The sequence below is a fragment of the Novosphingobium meiothermophilum genome, assembly GCF_003171715.1.
Lineage (GTDB): Bacteria > Pseudomonadota > Alphaproteobacteria > Sphingomonadales > Sphingomonadaceae > Novosphingobium > Novosphingobium meiothermophilum.
In genome coordinates this window covers 60,533-78,809 of sequence record NZ_QGHL01000009.1, presented here as the reverse complement: position 1 = coordinate 78,809, position 18,277 = coordinate 60,533, and the positions used below count along the sequence as shown (strand labels likewise).

At 65.5% G+C, this 18,277-nt stretch carries 12 protein-coding genes; 3 read left to right on the top strand and 9 right to left on the bottom strand.

Annotated features, from left to right (window positions below):
• Positions 1 to 37: 37 nt before the first annotated feature.
• Together acs and DKM43_RS11045 are read left to right on the top strand one after the other, a co-directional pair.
• Positions 38 to 1,984 (top strand): acetate--CoA ligase, encoded by a 1,947-nt coding sequence (acs, locus tag DKM43_RS11050; RefSeq protein ID WP_109798568.1) that lies wholly within the window; start codon positions 38 to 40, stop codon positions 1,982 to 1,984.
• A gap of 48 nt (positions 1,985 to 2,032) precedes the next feature.
• Entirely contained in the window at positions 2,033 to 2,665 is a 633-nt protein-coding gene (locus DKM43_RS11045) for a response regulator transcription factor (RefSeq protein WP_109798567.1), read from the top strand.
• Here DKM43_RS11045 and DKM43_RS11040 read toward each other — a convergent pair.
• The 7 genes from DKM43_RS11040 to DKM43_RS11010 all read right to left on the bottom strand — a co-directional run bounded on the left by DKM43_RS11040 (position 2,639) and on the right by DKM43_RS11010 (position 15,191).
• Complete coding sequence (locus DKM43_RS11040) at positions 2,639 to 6,103, bottom strand: hybrid sensor histidine kinase/response regulator (RefSeq protein WP_236632528.1); 3,465 nt, start codon at positions 6,101 to 6,103, stop codon at positions 2,639 to 2,641. The two genes, DKM43_RS11045 and DKM43_RS11040, sit on opposite strands and share 27 nt — an antisense overlap.
• A gap of 278 nt (positions 6,104 to 6,381) precedes the next feature.
• Positions 6,382 to 8,403, bottom strand: a complete 2,022-nt coding sequence (locus tag DKM43_RS11035; protein ID WP_109798565.1) for an acetyl-CoA carboxylase biotin carboxylase subunit — start codon at positions 8,401 to 8,403, stop codon at positions 6,382 to 6,384.
• Positions 8,404 to 8,423: 20 nt separating this feature from the next.
• Complete coding sequence (locus tag DKM43_RS11030; RefSeq protein ID WP_109798564.1) at positions 8,424 to 9,707, bottom strand: O-acetylhomoserine aminocarboxypropyltransferase; 1,284 nt, start codon at positions 9,705 to 9,707, stop codon at positions 8,424 to 8,426.
• Positions 9,708 to 9,739: 32 nt separating this feature from the next.
• Entirely contained in the window at positions 9,740 to 11,881 is a 2,142-nt protein-coding gene (gene scpA / locus DKM43_RS11025; RefSeq protein ID WP_109798563.1) for a methylmalonyl-CoA mutase, read from the bottom strand.
• A gap of 119 nt (positions 11,882 to 12,000) precedes the next feature.
• On the bottom strand, positions 12,001 to 12,441 hold the full coding sequence (gene mce, locus DKM43_RS11020; RefSeq protein WP_109798596.1) for a methylmalonyl-CoA epimerase: 441 nt from the start codon (positions 12,439 to 12,441) through the stop codon (positions 12,001 to 12,003).
• Positions 12,442 to 12,456: 15 nt separating this feature from the next.
• Positions 12,457 to 13,635 (bottom strand): acetyl-CoA C-acyltransferase family protein, encoded by a 1,179-nt coding sequence (locus tag DKM43_RS11015; protein ID WP_201739849.1) that lies wholly within the window; start codon positions 13,633 to 13,635, stop codon positions 12,457 to 12,459.
• 29 nt (positions 13,636 to 13,664) lie between these two features.
• Complete coding sequence (locus DKM43_RS11010) at positions 13,665 to 15,191, bottom strand: acyl-CoA carboxylase subunit beta (protein ID WP_109798562.1); 1,527 nt, start codon at positions 15,189 to 15,191, stop codon at positions 13,665 to 13,667.
• A 285-nt stretch (positions 15,192 to 15,476) separates the two neighbouring features.
• Here DKM43_RS11010 and DKM43_RS11005 point away from each other — a divergent pair, with 285 nt between their 5' ends.
• Entirely contained in the window at positions 15,477 to 16,886 is a 1,410-nt protein-coding gene (locus tag DKM43_RS11005) for a helix-turn-helix domain-containing protein (protein WP_109798561.1), read from the top strand.
• Between the two features lie 3 nt (positions 16,887 to 16,889).
• On the opposite strand, the gene DKM43_RS11000 is transcribed toward DKM43_RS11005, so the two are convergent.
• Both DKM43_RS11000 and mutM read right to left on the bottom strand, forming a co-directional pair.
• Entirely contained in the window at positions 16,890 to 17,270 is a 381-nt protein-coding gene (locus DKM43_RS11000; protein WP_109798594.1) for a VOC family protein, read from the bottom strand.
• Between the two features lie 156 nt (positions 17,271 to 17,426).
• On the bottom strand, positions 17,427 to 18,239 hold the full coding sequence (gene mutM / locus DKM43_RS10995) for a bifunctional DNA-formamidopyrimidine glycosylase/DNA-(apurinic or apyrimidinic site) lyase (protein WP_109798560.1): 813 nt from the start codon (positions 18,237 to 18,239) through the stop codon (positions 17,427 to 17,429).
• Between the last annotated feature and the right edge of the window lie 38 nt (positions 18,240 to 18,277).

Below are 18,277 nucleotides of genomic sequence, written 5' to 3'. Positions count from 1 at the left end.
CGCCAAGATCAGAATCGATCCACGAGGAGAGCCTGACATGGCCGAAGCCGTCTATCCCGTTCCCGCGCACTGGGCCGAAAACGCGCTTGTGGACGAAGCGCGCTATTTCGAGATGTATCGCCAGTCGGTCGAGGATCCCGAAGCCTTCTGGGCCGAACATGGCGAGCGGCTTGACTGGATCAGGCCCTTCACCAGGGTGAAGAACACGTCATACAACGAGGCCGATTTCGGCATTCGCTGGTTCGAGGACGGCACTCTGAACCTGTGCGCCAATGCGCTTGACCGCCACCTGGCCACCCGCGCCGACAGCGTGGCGATCCTGTGGGAGCCGGACGGGCTGGACGAAGACCATCGCGCGATCACCTATCGCGAGCTGCACGAGCAGGTCTGCCGCTTTGCCAACCTCCTGAAGGCAAAGGGCGTGAAGCGCGGCGAACGGGTGACGATCTACCTGCCGATGGTGCCCGAAGCCGCCGTTGCCATGCTGGCCTGCGCGCGCATCGGGGCGATTCATTCGATCGTCTTTGCGGGTTTTTCTCCCGATGCGCTGGCGGGCCGTATCACCGATTGCGACAGCCGCATCGTGCTGACAGCGGACGAGGGCCTGCGTGGCGGGCGCAAGGTGCCGCTGAAGGCCAACGTGGACGAAGCGCTGAAGCAGTGCCCCGGAGTGGATACCGTCATCATGCTGCGCCGCACGGGCGCCGATGTGCCGATGACCGAAGGCCGCGATATCGACTGGGCCGCCGCCGACAGCCAGAGCGCCGAATGCCCACCTGAGGAAATGGGCGCGGAAGATCCGCTGTTCATCCTCTATACCTCCGGTTCCACGGGCAAGCCCAAGGGCGTGCTGCACACCACCGGCGGCTACGCAGTCTGGGCTTCGATGACGCACCAGTATGTGTTCGATTACCGTCCGGGACAGATCTACTGGTGCGCGGCCGATATCGGCTGGGTCACGGGCCATTCCTACGTGGTCTATGGCCCGCTGATGAACGGGGCGACCACGGTGATGTTCGAAGGGGTGCCCAACTTCCCCGATCCCAGCCGCTTCTGGCAGGTGGTCGACAAGTTCAAGGTCGAGATCTTCTATGGCGCGCCCACCGCGCTGCGCGCGCTGATGCGCGAAGGCGACGATTGGGTGAAGAAGACCAGCCGCGCCTCGCTGCGTCTGCTTGGCTCGGTGGGCGAGCCGATCAACCCCGAAGCGTGGGAATGGTATCACAAGGTGGTGGGAGATGGCCGCTGCCCCATCGTCGATACCTGGTGGCAGACGGAAACGGGCGGCGCGATGATTACCCCGCTGCCCGGCGCCACCCCGCTCAAGCCCGGTTCGGCCAGCCGCCCGTTCTTTGGCGTGAAGCCCGCGCTGGTCGACAATGACGGCAATTTCCTTGAAGGCGCGACCGATGGCTGCCTCGTCATCACCGATTCCTGGCCCGGCCAGATGCGCACCGTCTGGGGCGATCACGAACGCTTCTTCCAGACCTATTTCAGCACGTTCAAGGGCCTCTATTTCACCGGTGACGGCTGCCGCCGCGATGCCGACGGCTATTACTGGATCACCGGGCGCATTGATGATGTCATCAACGTTTCGGGCCACCGCATGGGCACGGCCGAGATCGAAAGCGCGCTGGTGGCCCACCCCAAGGTGGCAGAAGCAGCCGTGGTGGGAATGCCGCACGACATCAAGGGCCAGGGCATCTATGCCTTCGTCACCTGCAATGCCGAGGTCGAGCCGGACGAGGCCCTGCGCAAGGAACTGGTGCAGTGGGTGCGCCACGAGATCGGCCCCATCGCCACGCCCGATGTGATCCAGTTCGCCCCTGGCCTGCCCAAGACGCGTTCGGGCAAGATCATGCGCCGCATTCTGCGCAAGATCGGGGAGAACGACATGTCGAACCTTGGCGACACCTCGACCCTTGCCGATCCGTCGGTGGTGGATAATCTGGTGGCCAACAGGCCGCAGCTCGCCAGTGCCTGATGGCGCTGGCCCTGCACCAAGGCATGATCGCGGCCTGACCGGAGGGATGTGAGCAGAACGATCCTGATTGCCGACGATCATCCGCTCTTCCGTCAGGCACTGGCGCTGGCGGTTGGCAATGTCGCTCCCGATGCGCAGGTGGCCGAAGCCGGCACCCTGACCGGAGCCGCCAGAGCCGTGGCGGAAACGCCCGATCTGGCGCTCGTCACGCTTGATCTGAAAATGCCGGGGGCGGTCGGCTATTCCGGCATTGCCCTGCTCCATGCCGAACGGCCCGATGTGCCAATCCTTGTCGTCTCAAGCGCGGAAGGCGCGCAGATCGCGCAGGAAGCCCGCGCCTTTGGTGCGGTGGGCTTTCTGCGCAAGGATGCCGATCTCGCGCAGATCGAGGATGCCCTGCGTGTGGCGCTTGGCGAAAAGACGGCCCCCTCCGCGCCGCGCGCCGCCGCCGAACCGGTTGACGAGGTGCGCCGCGAAGTGGCCGGGCTTACTCCCACCCAGCTCAAGGTGCTGCTTGCCGTGCTTGAGGGCAAGCTGAACAAGCAGATCGCCTATGACCTTGGCATGAGCGAGGCGACGGTGAAGGCGCACATGACCGCGATCATGCGCAAACTTGATGTGCAGAACCGCACGCAGGCAGCGCTGGTGGCGCGTTCACTGGGCCTTGCGCCTCCCGTCTGAGCCAAGGGCGGCTGAGGCAGGCGCAGCCGAAGCAGGCAGGGCGCCTGTCCGGCCCGCAGCCTCGCGCAGGAAGGCCTCGATCGCGGCAGGATCGGCGGGCTTCACGAACAGCGGCACCCGGCGCAGCCGCAGCCGCTTGCGCAGGTCCGCACCGCCTTCGGCGGATACCAGCGCCACCGCCAGCGCCGGATTGCGCGCCCGCGCCTGATCGATGAGGCGCAATCCGTCCTCGCCGTTGCCAAGATGATAGTCCGCCAGCAGCACATCGGCGCGCCGGGCATGGCGCAGCGCCGATGCCATGTCGGTCGCCCCCGTCACCGCGTGCCCCATGCCTTCGAGCAGCGCGGTGGTGGCGGCCACAATTTCGGGCTCGTTGTCCACCACCAGCACCGACAGCGCCCTGCCCCCACCGGCAGATTGCGGCGCAACGGCCGATTGCACCATCGCCGCCCCGGCAGCGGCGCCACGCGCGGGCAGGGCCACGCTGAACCGGCTGCCCCGCCCTTCGCGCGAGGAAAGTTCGATCCGCGCGCCGATCAGCCGCGCGATACGCTCCACGATGGCAAGGCCCAGCCCCAGCCCTTCGGCCTCGACCGTGCCCAGCCGGGTGAACTCGCCGAAAATCTCGTGCTGGCGTTCTGCAGGAATGCCCACGCCCGTATCGATGACGTCAATCCGCAGATCGTCCCCGCGCCGCCGCACGCCGATCAGCACCCCGCCCGCAAGGGTATAGCGCAAGGCATTGGCGACGAGGTTCTGCAGGACCGAACGCAGCAGGCCGGGGTCGGTCTCAACAGTGCCGCCAAGGCTTGCCGTGCGCAGGATCAGGCCCTTTTCCTCGGCCAGCGGGCGCATGTTGTCGGCCAGATCGGCAATCAGCGGCGCAAGCAGGACGGGTTCGGGATTGGCCTGCACCCCGCCCGCATCGAGCCGGGATATGTCGAGCAAGGCGCGCAGCAGCGCTTCGGCGGCCACGATGGACTTGTCCACCCGCTGCGCCAGCGCGCGCGCATTGCCTTCCAGCGAACGGTCGAGCGCCGAGGCGAAGAGGCGCGCCGCGTGCAGGGGCTGGAGCAGATCATGGCTGGCGGCGGCAAGAAAGCGCGTCTTCTCGCGCCCGGTATCGGCCAGCCGCCGGTTCGCCTCGCGCAGTTCGGCGGTGCGCTCGGCCACGCGCTGTTCAAGTTCGTTCAGCGTCCGCTCCAGTTCGGCGCGGACCTTGGCGTCCTCGGTAATGTCGGTGAACGAGGTAAGATAGCCGCCACCCGGCATCGGCCCGCCAACCGACTTTATGACCCGGCCATCGTGATGCACGCGTTCGGACACATAGGCGCGCCGGGCGCGAAGGTGGCGCAGGCGCTTGTCAACCTCGTGATCGACGCTGCCCGCAAAGGCCCCGCGCTCCACGTTGAAGCGGATGAGGTCGGCTATCGCCACGCCCTCGCGCACCAGTCCGGGCGGGTAGCCGAAGAGTTCGACATAGCGGGTGTTCCACGCCACCAGCCTGAGATCCGCATCGATCACGCTGACGCCCGATTGCAGGTTCTCGAAAGTGGCGGCCAGAAGCTGCCGCGAGAAGCTGAGCGACTGGCCGCCCTCGTCGAGCAGGCGGGTCACGTCCTCAAGCGTCATGCGCCCGCCCGCCAACGCCGACGCCACCAGCGCCCGCGCCGAGGACGTGCCCACCACGCCCGCGATCATCTCGCGCGCGAGACGGGCGGATGCGCGGTCAACCCCGTGCCCATGCCGCGCCGCCGGAAAGACCTCAAGCGCGCGCTCTTCGCCGACGAATCGCGCGGTCAGCGCCGCCAGTTCTCCCAGATTGCCCGCGGCACGTCCGGTTGCGGCAAGCCGCGGCAGGCGCGGGGCGCGCTGCTTGCCCGCGGCCACCAGACCCAGCACCGCAAGATTGGCGGCAAGGCTCCATGCCACGCCGTGCACCAGCGGCGAGGCGTGGCCGATGCCGAAGAGCCGCAGCGGATCGAACAGGGTGCCCGCCAGCGCATCGAGCAGGGCGCGCGGCATGATTGGCGGCAAGGCCAGCGTATAGAGCCAGAGCGCAAGCCCGGTGAGCAGGCTGGCGCGCGCCGCCACCGGATCGCGCCCCGGCGCCTGAACCGCCAGCAGAAGATGCGGCACGAACTGCACCATGGCGGCAAAGGCCACCAGCCCGATCGATGCGAGCGAGCGCGCCGGATCGACGAGCAGCGCCCACAGCAGCGCCAGCGCCACCACGCCGACAATCGCCAGCCGCCGCACCAGCACCATGCGGCGGCCCAGATCGCCTTCGCCGCTGGGCCCGCCCTGCCGAAGCACGGCCGGGAAGATCAGGTCGTTCGAAACCATCGTGGCAAGCGCGGTGGCATCGACGATGACCATGGCCGCCCCGGCGCTGATACCGCCGATCAGCGCAATGGTGGCAATGGCCGATGCCCCGGTGCTGGTCGGCAGCAGCAGGACATAGAGATCAGGCGGCACCGAAGCGGGAAGCGCCACCAGCCCGCCCACCGCAATCGGCAGGATCAGGGCCGCCATGGCAAGGAGATAGAGCGCAAGGCCAGCCCGCGCGCGGGGCAGATCGTGCGGCGACTGCGCCACCACCAGCGCCATGTAGAACTGGCGCGGCAGGACGATGATCGCAAAGGTCGAGATTAGCGCGATGGTCAGTGTTTCGGCGGAAACCTGCGAAGGGGCAAAGCGCAGTTCGAGATGCCGGACGGCATCAGCCAGCCGCACCGGATCGGCATCGGCAATCACGCTGAAGGCATAGGCCCCCACCACCCCCAGGGCGATGATCTTGATGAGCGATTCCAGCGCGACCGCCGCCACCAGCCCGTCGCTGCGCCCGGCAATCTCGTAGCGGCGCGCACCGAAAAGAATCGCAAAAGTCGCCAGCACAATGGCTGCGGCAAGGATGGCGGGCACGGCAATGTCCGCGCCCGAAATGCCCGCCACCGCCGCGCCGATCGATCGCAGTTGCAGCGCCACGTAGGGTATCGTGCCGCACAGGGCGATGACGGTGACAAGCTGCGCCACGGCGGCATCGTGGCCAAAGCGCGCCCCGATAAAGTCCGAGATGGTGACGGCACGTTCCTGCTGCACCGCTTCGGCCAGCCGTTCCAGAAAGCGCGGAGCGAACAGCAGCAGGAGCGCGGGCGCAAGATAGATCGGCAGGTAGTTCCAGCCCTCGCTGACCGCCGTGCCGACCGTTCCGTAGAAGGTCCAGCTTGAGCAATAGACACCCAGCGCCAACATATAAACGAGATGACGCGCGCGCGGGCCAAGGCTGCGTGAACGCAGCCGCCGTTCGGCATAGAAGGCCACGGCGAAAAGCAGTGCGCCAAGCGCCAGCGCCAGAAGTGCGGCAAGCCCCGCGCTCATCGGAAAGGATTGCTGTTGCAGGGGCGGACGATCATGCTGGCCCGCAGGCAACCACATCGCGGGCGCATAGGCAATGCCGCAGATCCCGCAATAACACCCGGCGCGGCGCGAACGTTGTCGCACCCTCTCCCAAGGCCGCGCCGGGCGACTTGTGTGGCGCTTCCTTTAGCTGCTCGTCAGGCGGCTGTCACACGAAGTTTCGTGTGCGCACAAAATCGCGCCAGACTGATGCAGCATGGACACAAGCCCAAGGTTTACCGCTCCCGATTCCCGCCTCCCCCGCTCCCGGCCCCGATCAGTAGCCGAAGAGCCGGAAGCCAAACGGACGGGCGCGCTTACTCCATTTCAAGGATGATCGCGTCCACCGCGAGACTGTCGCCAGCCTTGGCGTTGACCGCCTTCACCGTGCCCGCCTTCTCGGCGCGAAGGATGTTTTCCATCTTCATCGCTTCAACCACGGCCAGCGGCTGGCCCGCCTCCACCGTATCGCCCACGGCCACGTGAAGCGAAACGAGCAGGCCCGGCATCGGGCAGATCAGGAACTTCGAAAGATCAGGCGGCACCTTTTCGATCATGTGCTTCGTCAGGTGCGCGATATGTGCGGGCAGGACCTGCACATCGTGGATCGCGCCGCGCGTCGTCAGCTTGAAGCCTGCGCGAGTCGTCTCGACCTTTACCGAGAGCGGCCTGTCATCCACCTCGCAATGCACGATCCGGTCGCCGAGCGAGTATTCGAGCGCGATATCGATGACCTTGCCATCAACGGTGATGTCGTCCTCGGTCACGCCGACCGCAAAAGTCTCGCCGCCGATCTTCACCGCCCATTGCGACGGCGGATCGAGTTCATCACCAAGCTGCCCGTCCACCTGCCGCGCCCGGTCGGACCGCGCGGTGGCAAGAAATCCCGCAAGCGCTGCAAGCTGCTGCTTCAATTCTGACGAAGCGGGCGCGCCGGTGAAGCCTTCGGGATATTCCTCGGCAATGAAACCGGTGGTGAGTTCGCCCGACCGGAAGCGCGGGTGCTGCATGATCGCGTTCACGAAATCGATGTTGTGGCCCAGCCCCTCGATCTCGAAGGCATCAAGCGCCTCGATCTGCTTGTCGGCAGCCTCGTCGCGCGTCTTGCCCCAGGTGATGAGCTTGGCGATCATCGGGTCATAGAACATCGAGACTTCACCGCCTTCATAGACGCCGTCATCCACCCGCACGCCATCGACGCCGCGCCGACCGTTGGCCTCGCCATCGTCAGTCCAACCGGCGAGGGGAGGCTGATAGCGGATCAGGCGGCCGGTCGATGGCAGGAAGCCGCGATACGGGTCTTCGGCATAGACGCGGTTCTCGATGGCCCAGCCGTCGATCTTCACGTCGTCCTGCGTGAATGCAAGCTTCTCGCCAGCGGCCACGCGGATCATCTGCTCGACCAGATCGATGCCGGTGATGGCTTCGGTCACGGGATGCTCCACCTGTAGGCGCGTGTTCATTTCGAGGAAGTAGAAGCTTTCGCCGCTGGGATCGGCGCCCGAAACGATGAGTTCCACCGTGCCTGCCGAGTAGTATCCCACCGCGCGGGCCAGCGCGACGCACTGTTCGCCCATGGCCTTGCGCATCTTGGGCGTCACGAACGGCGAAGGCGCTTCTTCCACCACCTTCTGGTGGCGGCGCTGGATCGAGCACTCGCGCTCGTTCAGGTAAAGGATGTTGCCGTGCTTGTCGCCGAGGATCTGGATCTCGATGTGGCGCGGGTTGAGGATGAACTTTTCGATGAACACGCGGTCATCGCCGAACGAGTTCAGGCCTTCACGCTTCACGGCCTCGAAGCCCTCGCGCACATCCTTCTCGTTGTAGGCAAGACGCATGCCCTTGCCGCCACCGCCGGCCGAGGCCTTCATCATCACCGGATAGCCGATCTCGTCCGAGATGCGCACCGCATGCTCGGTATCCTCGATCTCGCCGACGAAGCCGGGGACGACGTTGACGCCCGCTTCCTTGGCCAGCTTCTTGGATTCGATCTTGTCGCCCATCGCGGCGATCGCGCCGACAGGGGGGCCAATGAACGCGATGTTCTCTGCCGCCAGCGCCTCGGCAAACGAGGTGCGCTCGGACAGGAAGCCATAGCCCGGATGCACGGCTTCCGCGCCCGTTGCCTTGCACGCCGCGATGATCTTGTCGGCAATCAGGTAGGACTGCGCGGCAGGCGCAGGCCCGATATGCACCGCCTCGTCCGCCATCTGCACGAACGGCGCCCGCGCATCGGCATCGGAATAGACCGCCACCGTCTGAATACCCATCCGACGAGCCGTCTTGATGACGCGGCAGGCAATTTCACCACGGTTGGCGATGAGGATTTTCTTGAACATTGGCGGTTGCTTTCCGTTTATCAGATCTGTTCGAGCGCCTGCGCGAGGTCGGCGACGATGTCGTCGATGTGTTCAATGCCGACCGACACGCGCACGGTGTCCGCGCCCGCGCCCGCAGCCTGCAACTCCTCTTCGCCCAGCTGGCTGTGCGTGGTCGAGGCGGGATGGATGATGAGCGAGCGGGTGTCGCCGATGTTGGCGAGGTGGCTGAACAGCTTTACCGACTGGACCAGCTTCACGCCCGCCTCGTAGCCCCCCTTCACGCCGAAGGTGAACACCGCGCCCCCCTTGCCGCCAAGATACCGGCGGGCAAGCTGGTGATAGGGGTCTTCCGGCAGGCCCGCATAGGATACCCACGCGACCTTGGGATGGGCCTGAAGCCACTGCGCCAGATGCAGCGCATTGCTGCAATGCCGCTCCATGCGCAGCGCCAGCGTTTCCATGCCGGTGAGCGTCAGGAACGCGTTCATCGGCGCCATCGCCGGACCAAGATCGCGCAGGCCCAGCACGCGGCAGCCAATGATGAAGGCGATCGGGCCGACCGGCTTCAGCGCCTCGGTCAGCACTGCGCCGTGGTAGCTGGGGTTCGGCTGCGAGAGCGAGGGAAACTTGTCGCTCGCCGCCCAGTCGAACTTGCCCGAATCGACGATCAGCCCGCCGATGGAATTGCCGTGGCCGTTGAGGAACTTGGTGCAGGAATGGACGACGATGTCCGCGCCGTGCTCGATCGGGCGGCACAGTGCGGGGCTGGCCATCGTGTTGTCGACGATCAGCGGCACGCCAGCAGCATGGGCGACCTCGGCAATCGCGGCAATGTCCTGCACCACGCCGCCGGGATTGGCGAGGCTTTCGATGAACACGCCGCGCGTCTTGTCGGTAATCGCGGCGGCAACGGCGGCGGGATCATCGGCATCGACGAACACCGCCTTCCAGCCGAACTTGGCAAAGCTGTGCGCGAACTGGTTGAGCGTGCCGCCATAGAGCTTCTTGGCCGCAACGATCTCGCAGCCCGGCTCCATCAGGGTGTGGAAGACGATGAACTGCGCAGCATGGCCCGATGCGACGCCGAGGGCGCCCACGCCCCCTTCCAGCGCCGCAATCTTGGCTTCGAGCGCGGCGTTGGTCGGGTTCATGATGCGGGTGTAGATGTTGCCGAACTCGGCCAGCGCAAACAGGTTCGCGGCATGTTCGGCACTGTCGAACACATAGCTTGCCGTCTGGTAGATCGGCGTGATCCGCGCCTTGGTGGTCGGATCAGGCTCGCACCCGGCGTGGATCGTCAGCGTCTCAAGCTTCTGTGTCATGGCATCGCTCCCGTGGTTCTGGGCGGATACTATCAGGCGGCCTCGATCTCGCTACCCAGCGGCGGCATGTTGTGGCCGAGGAGGCGGAGCATGTCGGCCGCGCATTCGACCACGTTCGAACCGGGGCCGTAAATGCCCTGAACGCCTGCCTCGCGCAGGAAGTCGTAGTCCTGCGGCGGGATGACGCCGCCTGCCACGACCTTGATGTCGGCCCGGCCTGCCGCCTTGAGGTGGGCGATCAGTTCGGGGATCAGCGTCTTGTGTCCGGCGGCAAGGCTCGATGCACCCACCGCATCCACATCCTTTTCCAGCGCCAGGGCGGCGGCTTCTTCGGGCGTCTGGAACAAGGGACCGCTGGTCACGTCAAAGCCCATGTCCGAAAAGGCCGAGGCGATGACGTTCGCGCCGCGATCGTGGCCATCCTGCCCCATCTTGGCCACCAGCATCCGCGGCTTGCGGCCAAGGCGGCGAGTGACGGCCTCGACCCCATCGAGCACCTGTTGATAGCGATTGTCTCCGGCATAGGCCGAACCGTAGATGCCCTTGACCGGCGTGGGCACGGTTCCGTGGCGACCGAAGACAACCTCCATCGCATCCGAAATCTCGCCCAGGGTGGCGCGGTGGCGGGCAGCCTCGACCGCCAGTTCGAGCAGGTTGCCGCCGGTCTTGGCACCTTCGGTGAGCGCATTGAGCGCTGCGCGGCACTTCGTCTCGTCGCGCGTTTCGCGCACGCGCTTGATGCGGGCAATCTGCGCCTCGCGCACCGCGTGGTTGTCAACCTCCAGCGTCTCGATCTGGTCTTCGTTTGCCAGGCGATACTTGTTGACGCCGACGATCACGTCCTCACCCCGATCGACGCGGGCCTGACGGGCGGCGGCGGCTTCCTCGATCATCGCCTTGGGCCAGCCGGCGGCCACGGCCTTGGCCATGCCACCTTCGGCCTCGACGCGCTCGATGATTTCCCACGCCTTGTCGACCAGTTGCTGCGTGAGGGCTTCGACGTAATACGAACCGCCCAGCGGGTCGACCACGTTGCACATGCCCGTCTCTTCCTGAAGCACGATCTGCGTGTTGCGCGCGATGCGGGCGGAAAAGTCGGTCGGCAGCGCGATGGCTTCATCGAGCGCGTTGGTGTGGAGCGACTGGGTGCCGCCCAGCATGGCCGCCATCGCCTCGATCGTGGTGCGGATGACGTTGTTGTAGGGATCCTGCTCCTGCAAGGAAACGCCCGATGTCTGGCAGTGCGTGCGCAGCATCTTGGAGCGTTCGTCCTTGGCGCCCAGCTTCGTCATCACGCGGTGCCACAGCACCCGCGCGGCGCGCAGCTTGGCCACTTCCATGAAGAAGTTCATGCCGATGGCGAAGAAGAACGACAGGCGGCCGGCGAACTTGTCGATATCGAGACCGGAGGCCACGCCATACTTCACGTATTCCATGCCATCGGCGATGGTGAAGGCCAGTTCCTGCACCTGCGTCGCCCCGGCTTCCTGCATGTGATAGCCGGAAATCGAGATCGAGTTGAACTTGGGCATGTTTGCCGAGGTATAGGCAAAGATGTCGGAGATGATCCGCATCGAGGGTTCGGGCGGATAGATATAGGTGTTGCGGACCATGAACTCCTTCAGAATGTCGTTCTGAATGGTTCCGTCCAGCTTTTCGGTGGGAACGCCCTGTTCCTGGCCCGCCACGATGAAGAACGCGAGGATCGGGATGACCGCGCCGTTCATGGTCATCGAGACCGACATCTGATCGAGCGGAATGCCGTCGAACAGGATCTTCATGTCCTCGACGCTGTCGATCGCCACGCCCGCCTTGCCCACATCGCCCACCACGCGCGGATGGTCGGAATCGTAGCCGCGGTGCGTGGCAAGGTCGAAGGCGACCGAAAGCCCCTTCTGCCCGGCGGCAAGGTTGCGGCGGTAGAAGGCGTTGGATTCCTCGGCGGTGGAGAAGCCCGCATACTGGCGGATCGTCCATGGGCGCCCCGCATACATCGATGCGCGCACGCCGCGCGTGAAGGGCGCGAAACCGGGCAGGCCCGGATCAACGGTCACGTCGTCAGCGGTATAGAGCGGCTTGACGGCAATACCTTCGGGCGTGTGCCAGATCAGATCCTTGCCTTTGACTTCCTTTGCGGCCGCGGCCTGCCAGTCTGCCAGAGTCTTGTCGGTCATTTTGCCATCTCACACGTCATGCTGAACCTGATTCAGCATCCATTTCTGCCACTCGAACCGCTGTGCCGTTCGCACGAGGGCCCCTCAAACAAGTTCGGGGTGACGGTTCCCTCACAACCTCAGTGGTGCCCGCCCTTCGGCGTCTCCATGATCTCGGTCAGCTGTCCGCCCATATCCTTGGGATGGACAAAGAAGATCAGCGTGCCGTGCGCGCCGATGCGGGGTTCGCCCAGCACGCGCTTGCCCTGCCCCTCGAACCAGGCCTTGGCCTCGTGAATGTCAGGCACTTCGTAGCAAAGATGGTGCTGCCCGCCGAGCGGGTTGGCCGCGAGCCACTTGCCCACCGCACTGTCGGGGCTGGTCGGCTGGATCAGCTCGATCTGCGTGCCAGCGGTCCCGTTCTCGCCCGGCGTGTTGACGAAGCACACCCGCACCTGCTGGCTTTCCAGCACGAACGGCTCGGTGATGTCGGTGGCCCCCATCACGTCGCGGTAGAACGCGATGGATGCGTCAATGTCGGGCGTGGCAACGCCGACGTGGTTCAAGCGGCCTAATTGCATCTTGGGCTTCATGGATCAGACCCTTTCGATGACCATGGCGATGCCCTGACCACCGCCGATGCACATAGTGATAAGGCCATAGCGTCCGCCGGTGCGGTGCAGTTCATACATGGCCTTGATCGTCAGGATCGCGCCGGTCGCGCCGATGGGATGGCCAAGGCTGATGCCCGAACCGTTGGGGTTGGTCTTGGCCGGATCGAAGCCCAGCGACTTGGCCACGCCGCACGCCTGCGCGGCGAATGCCTCGTTGCTCTCGATCACGTCGATCTGGTCGAGTGTCAGGCCCGCACGCGCCAGCGCCACCGGCACCGCCTTGACCGGGCCAAGACCCATGACGTTCGGCTCAACGCCCGCGTGGCCCCAGGCGAGGATCTTCGCCATCGGCTTCAGGCCGTGTTCTTCTACCGCCTTGCCGCTGGCAAGGACCACCGCCGCTGCGCCGTCGTTGATTCCCGAAGCATTGCCCGCCGTGACGGTGCCATCCTTCTTGAACACGGGCTTCAGGCCCGCCATCGCCTCAAGCGAGGCATCGGCGCGCACGTGCTCGTCGGTGTCGAACACGACCACGCCCTTGCGCGTCCTGATCTCGACCGGGACGATCTGTTCCTTGAAATATCCCCCCGCAATGGCGGCGGCTGCGCGCCTGTGGCTTTCCACGGCCAGCGCATCCTGATCTTCACGGCTGATCTGGCACTGTTCGGCCACGTTTTCGGCCGTGACGCCCATGTGGATATTCTCGAACGGATCATGCAGCGCGCCAAGCATGGCGTCCATCAGCACCTGATCGCCCATCTTCTGCCCGTTGCGCGCAGTCAGCACCATGTGCGGGGCGTTCGACATGCTTTCAGCGCCGCCGCCGATGGCGATGTCCTGTTCGCCCAGCGCAATGCCCTGCGCCGCCGAGACGATCGCCTGCAGGCCCGAACCGCACAGGCGGTTGACGTTCATCGCGGGTGCTTCAATCGGAATGCCGGCATTCACCGCCGCCACGCGGCTGACGTAGGCGTCCTTCGGCTGCGTGGGCACGACCGTGCCGATCACCACGTTCTGCACCTTGTCGGGGGTGATTCCGGCGCGGGCGATGGCTTCCCTGATGACGATGGCACCGGTTTCGGCCGGACGCAGCGAGGCAAGGCTGCCGCCGAAGGAACCAATGGCGGTGCGCGCGCCAGAGACGATGTAGATGTCGGTCATTGTCAGTCTTTCCAAAGTCCTGGAGCAAATCAGAGCGGAATGTTGTCGTGCTTCTTCCATGGGTTCTCGAGGGCCTTGTTCCGCAGCTTCCTGAGGCCCAGCGCCACGCGGCGCCGGGTGGAATGCGGGTGGATCACCTCGTCGACGAAGCCCTTGCTTGCCGCCACGAACGGATTGGCGAAGCGGTCTTCGTATTCTCTGGTCTTGATCGCCTGCTCTTCGGCGGAAAGGCCGCGGAAAATGATCTCGACCGCCCCCTTGGCGCCCATCACCGCGATTTCGGCAGTGGGCCAGGCATAGTTGAGATCGCCGCGCAGGTGCTTGGATGCCATCACGTCATAAGCGCCGCCATAGGCCTTGCGGGTGATGACGGTGATCTTCGGCACGGTCGCCTCGGCATAGGCGAAGAGCAGCTTGGCGCCGTGCTTGATGATGCCGTTGTGCTCCTGCGCGGTGCCGGGAAGGAAGCCCGGAACATCGACGAAAGTCACGATCGGGATGTTGAAGGCATCGCAGAAGCGCACGAAGCGCGCGGCCTTCTTCGAGGAGTTGATATCGAGCACGCCCGCGAGCACCATCGGCTGGTTGGCCACAACGCCCACGGTGCGCCCTTCGATACGGCCGAAACCGCAGATGATGTTGGCGGCGTGCTTGGGCTGGATTTCGAAGAACTCGCCCTCATCCACCGTCTTGCGGATGACCTCGTGCATATCATAGGGCTGCGTGGCCGAGGCCGGAACGATGGTATCGAGGCTCGGCTCAAGCCGGTCGTAAGGATCGGATGTCGGCCGTTCGGGCACGTCCTGCCGGTTCGACAGGGGCAGGTAATCGAAGAAGTCGCGCGCGGCGAGAAGCGCCTCGATGTCGTTTTCCAGCGCAAGGTCGGCAACCGAAGTCTTGGTCGTATGCGTGACCGCCCCGCCCAGCTCTTCCTGCGTGACGACTTCGTTGGTGACGGTCTTGACCACGTCCGGGCCGGTCACGAACATGTAGGAGCTGTCCTTCACCATGAAGATGAAGTCGGTCATCGCAGGGCTGTAGACCGCGCCGCCCGCGCAAGGCCCCATGATGAGCGAAATCTGCGGCACCACGCCCGATGCCAGCACATTGCGCTGGAACACTTCGGCATAGCCGCCCAGTGATGCCACGCCCTCCTGAATGCGCGCCCCGCCCGAATCGTTAAGCCCGATCACCGGCGCGCCGACCTTCATGGCCATGTCCATGATCTTGCAGATTTTCTGCGCGTGGCGTTCCGAAAGCGAGCCACCGAACACGGTGAAGTCCTGGCTGAACACATAGACGAGGCGGCCGTTGATCGTGCCCGATCCCGTCACCACGCCATCACCGGGAATGACCGTTTCGGGCATGCCGAAGTCGACGCAGTTGTGCTCGACATACATGTCCACTTCCTCGAAGCTGCCTTCATCGAGGAGCACTTCGAGGCGTTCGCGCGCGGTCAGCTTGCCCTTGGCGTGCTGCGCATCGATGCGCTTCTGCCCGCCACCCAGCCGCGCGGCTTCCCGGCGCTTTTCCATCTCGGCAATATTGGCGGACATTTGCTTGCACCCTTTCGCTTGAACGGTGTTGACTTGTTGATCGGCTGGCCTCTGACCGGCTGATGCGGAACCGTGCTGGCCCGTATTCCGCCGATCCGTTGCCCGGCTCCGGCCCGCGCCCCCTCCCCGGAGCGCCAGGCCGAAGCCGGACCCGCACCTGCACCCGCTGAAGGGGTCGGGCTCAACTGCGGACAGGCCCTAGCGCTTGCAACGCCCGGCTTGCCAAGTCCACTGTTATTCTGCAAACTTGCGAAGATGAACTTTGCAAAAATCGGGTGATCCGCCATGGCCAGACGCCGCCTCTTCGCGGGTGAACAGCTCAGGGCGCTGCGCAGGGCGCGCAAGCTGCGGCAGGGCGAAATGGCCGCAATTCTGGGTATCAGCGCATCGTATCTCTCGCAGATCGAGAACGACGAACGGCCGCTCACCCCCGCGCTGACCGACCGGCTCCAGCACAGCTTTCCCGTGGAATGGCAGGATTTCGCCGCCGACCGGGTGGAGCCGGTGCTCACCGCGCTGCGCGATGCGGCGGCCGATCCCCTGATCGGGGCGATGCTGCCCGGCGAACAGGTGGAGCGGGTGGCCGAACAGTATCCCGCCTTCGCCGAGGCTTTCGCCAGACTGTGGGACCAGCACCGCCGATCGGTGCAGCGGCTTGAGATCATCGACGAGGCCCTGGGATCGGACAATATCTCTGGCGGCCGCCTGCCGTGGGAGGAAGTGCGCGACTGGTTCCACCACGCCAACAACTATGTCGACGCGATCGACCGCGCGGCCGAACGGCTGGCCGTGCGGCTTTCGGGCACCGGCATGTCGCCCACCATGGGCCAGATGGCGCTCTGGCTGGAAAGCCGGGGCATTGCGGTGGAGCAGGTCAGCGGCGGCGCCATGCGCCGTTTCGATCCTGCCGAACGCCGCCTGACGCTCGATCCCAACCAGCCGGTGGAAAGCACCCGCTTCCAGATGGCCTACCAGCTTGCCGCCGAGGCCCTGCGCGAGGAAATTGCCGGGATCGTGGCGGAAGCCCGGCTGCAATCGGATGCCGCGCGCCAGCTCCTGACCGTGGGGCTTGGCAACTATGCGGCGGGCGCGCTCATCATGCCCTACGAATGGTTCCGCACCCGCGCGCGCGAACTGCGCCACGATATCGACCAGTTGCGCCTGCTGTTCGGTTCCAGCTTCGAACAGGTCTGCCACCGCCTGTCCACGCTGCAACGTCCGCAGGCGCGCGGCATTCCCATGTTCTTCTGCCGGGTGGACATGGCGGGCAACATCACCAAGCGCCATTCCGCCACGCGCCTGCAATTCGCCCGCTTTGGCGGGGCCTGTCCGCTATGGGTGGTGCACGAGGCCGTGGCCATCCCCGACCGCATCCACGTGCAGGCGGCCGAAATGCCCGACGGAGTGCGCTATGTCTCGATCGCCAAGGGACTGGTCAAACCATCGGGCAGCTTCCACCGCAGCCCGCGCCGCTATGCCGTGGCGCTGGGCTGCGAGGCGGCACTGGCGGACGAGTTCATCTATGCCGACGGCCTCAACCTCTCGCGCCCGGAAACGGTCGCGCGGATCGGCATTTCCTGCCGCATCTGCCCGCGCGACCGGTGTGACCAGCGCGCCTTTCCGCCCAGCGACCGCGCGATCGTGGTTGATCCCCACGCCCGCGATCTGGTGCCCTACGCCATCACCAACCTGTGACGGTCAGGCGTTCGGATTGGGTGCGAAGGCGCAGATCTTGTTGCCATCGGGATCGCGCAGATAGGCGCCATACTGCTGGCCCGGCGAATTGGCCCTGACACCGGGCGCGCCTTCGCAGGTGCCGCCATTGGCAAGCCCTGCCGCATGCCAGGCATCGACCACCGAGGCATCCGCCGCCTTGAAGCCCAGCGTATGCCCGTTCGAAATGGTATGGGGTTCGCCGTTGGCGGGCCGCCCGACGATCAGCGCACCGCTGGCGGAAGGAAACGCGGTGCCGTGCGGCAGGGGGACGACCGTGGTATGGCCGAGCGTTTCCATCACCGCCGTGTAGAACTTGCGCGACTTTTCAACGTCGTTGGTGCCAAGAAAGCTGTGCGTGAACATTGCGGGACTCTCCTGTTTGCGCGCCCCCATTGCGCGTCGGGGCGACCTTTGCTCACCTGTTGCCCCAAGGCGGCGGCGCGCTCAATCCCTTGCGCGCCGATCGTCACGTAGTGCAACGTTGGCGCGCACGGCCATGAACCGGCCGGTTGCCCTGCGCTACTTCTGGCAGCGGGCGCAGAAGAAGGTGGACCTGCCGCCCTGCACGATGCGCTGCACCGTGCCGCCGCAGGGGCAGGCATCGCCTTCGCGGCCGTAAACGCGCCAGTCCTTGGCGAAATAGCCCAGTTCGCCATCGGGCTGCACATAATCGCGCAAGGTTGATCCGCCCGCCGCGATGGCCTCTTCCAGCACTTCGCGGATAAGGGGCACCAGCCGTTCGAGCGCGGCGCGCGAGACCTTGCCGCCTGCGCGTTCGGGGTGGATGCCCGCGCGGTTCAGCGCCTCGCAGACATAGATGTTGCCCAGCCCCGCCACGATGCGCTGATCGAGCAGCAACAGCTTGACCGCGGCGCCCCGGTCCCTGAACGCGGCGCGCAGGTGCTTGGGCGTCAACCCCTCGCCCAGCGGCTCAGGCCCCAACGCGGCGAACGGTCCCCACGCGTCCAGCGCATCGCTGACGACCAGATCGACCGAGCCGAAGCGCCGCGCATCGTTGAGCGCAAGCACGCGCCCGCCCGCCGTTTCCAGCACGAGATGATCGTGCTTGCCGATGTCTTCAGGATCGATTCGCCAGCGCCCCGACATGCCCAGATGAAACACCATCGTGCGCGCCCGGTCGGTATGGACGAGGCCATACTTGGCCCTGCGTCCCATGCCCGTCACCCGCGCGCCGATAAGCGCCTGCGCCAGATCGGCCGGGAAGGGCCGGCGCAGATCGGGCCGGTTCACCGCCACACGGGCGATGACCTGCCCTTCGAGCACGGTTGCAAGACCACGGACGGTGGTTTCTACTTCGGGAAGTTCGGGCATGATCGCTTTCCCCTATCAGGCTTTGCCGTCCGGGCAAT

Coding starts and splice junctions, on each gene's coding strand:
- DKM43_RS11040 (WP_236632528.1), bottom strand. CDS start 6,103: ATGTGGTTGCCTGCGGGCCAGCATGATCGTCCGCCCCTGCAACAGCAA.
- scpA (WP_109798563.1), bottom strand. CDS start 11,881: ATGACCGACAAGACTCTGGCAGACTGGCAGGCCGCGGCCGCAAAGGAA.
- DKM43_RS11010 (WP_109798562.1), bottom strand. CDS start 15,191: ATGTCCGCCAATATTGCCGAGATGGAAAAGCGCCGGGAAGCCGCGCGG.
- mce (WP_109798596.1), bottom strand. CDS start 12,441: ATGCAATTAGGCCGCTTGAACCACGTCGGCGTTGCCACGCCCGACATT.
- mutM (WP_109798560.1), bottom strand. CDS start 18,239: ATGCCCGAACTTCCCGAAGTAGAAACCACCGTCCGTGGTCTTGCAACC.
- DKM43_RS11005 (WP_109798561.1), top strand. CDS start 15,477: ATGGCCAGACGCCGCCTCTTCGCGGGTGAACAGCTCAGGGCGCTGCGC.
- DKM43_RS11000 (WP_109798594.1), bottom strand. CDS start 17,270: ATGTTCACGCACAGCTTTCTTGGCACCAACGACGTTGAAAAGTCGCGC.
- DKM43_RS11015 (WP_201739849.1), bottom strand. CDS start 13,635: ATGACCGACATCTACATCGTCTCTGGCGCGCGCACCGCCATTGGTTCC.
- acs (WP_109798568.1), top strand. CDS start 38: ATGGCCGAAGCCGTCTATCCCGTTCCCGCGCACTGGGCCGAAAACGCG.
- DKM43_RS11035 (WP_109798565.1), bottom strand. CDS start 8,403: ATGTTCAAGAAAATCCTCATCGCCAACCGTGGTGAAATTGCCTGCCGC.
- DKM43_RS11030 (WP_109798564.1), bottom strand. CDS start 9,707: ATGACACAGAAGCTTGAGACGCTGACGATCCACGCCGGGTGCGAGCCT.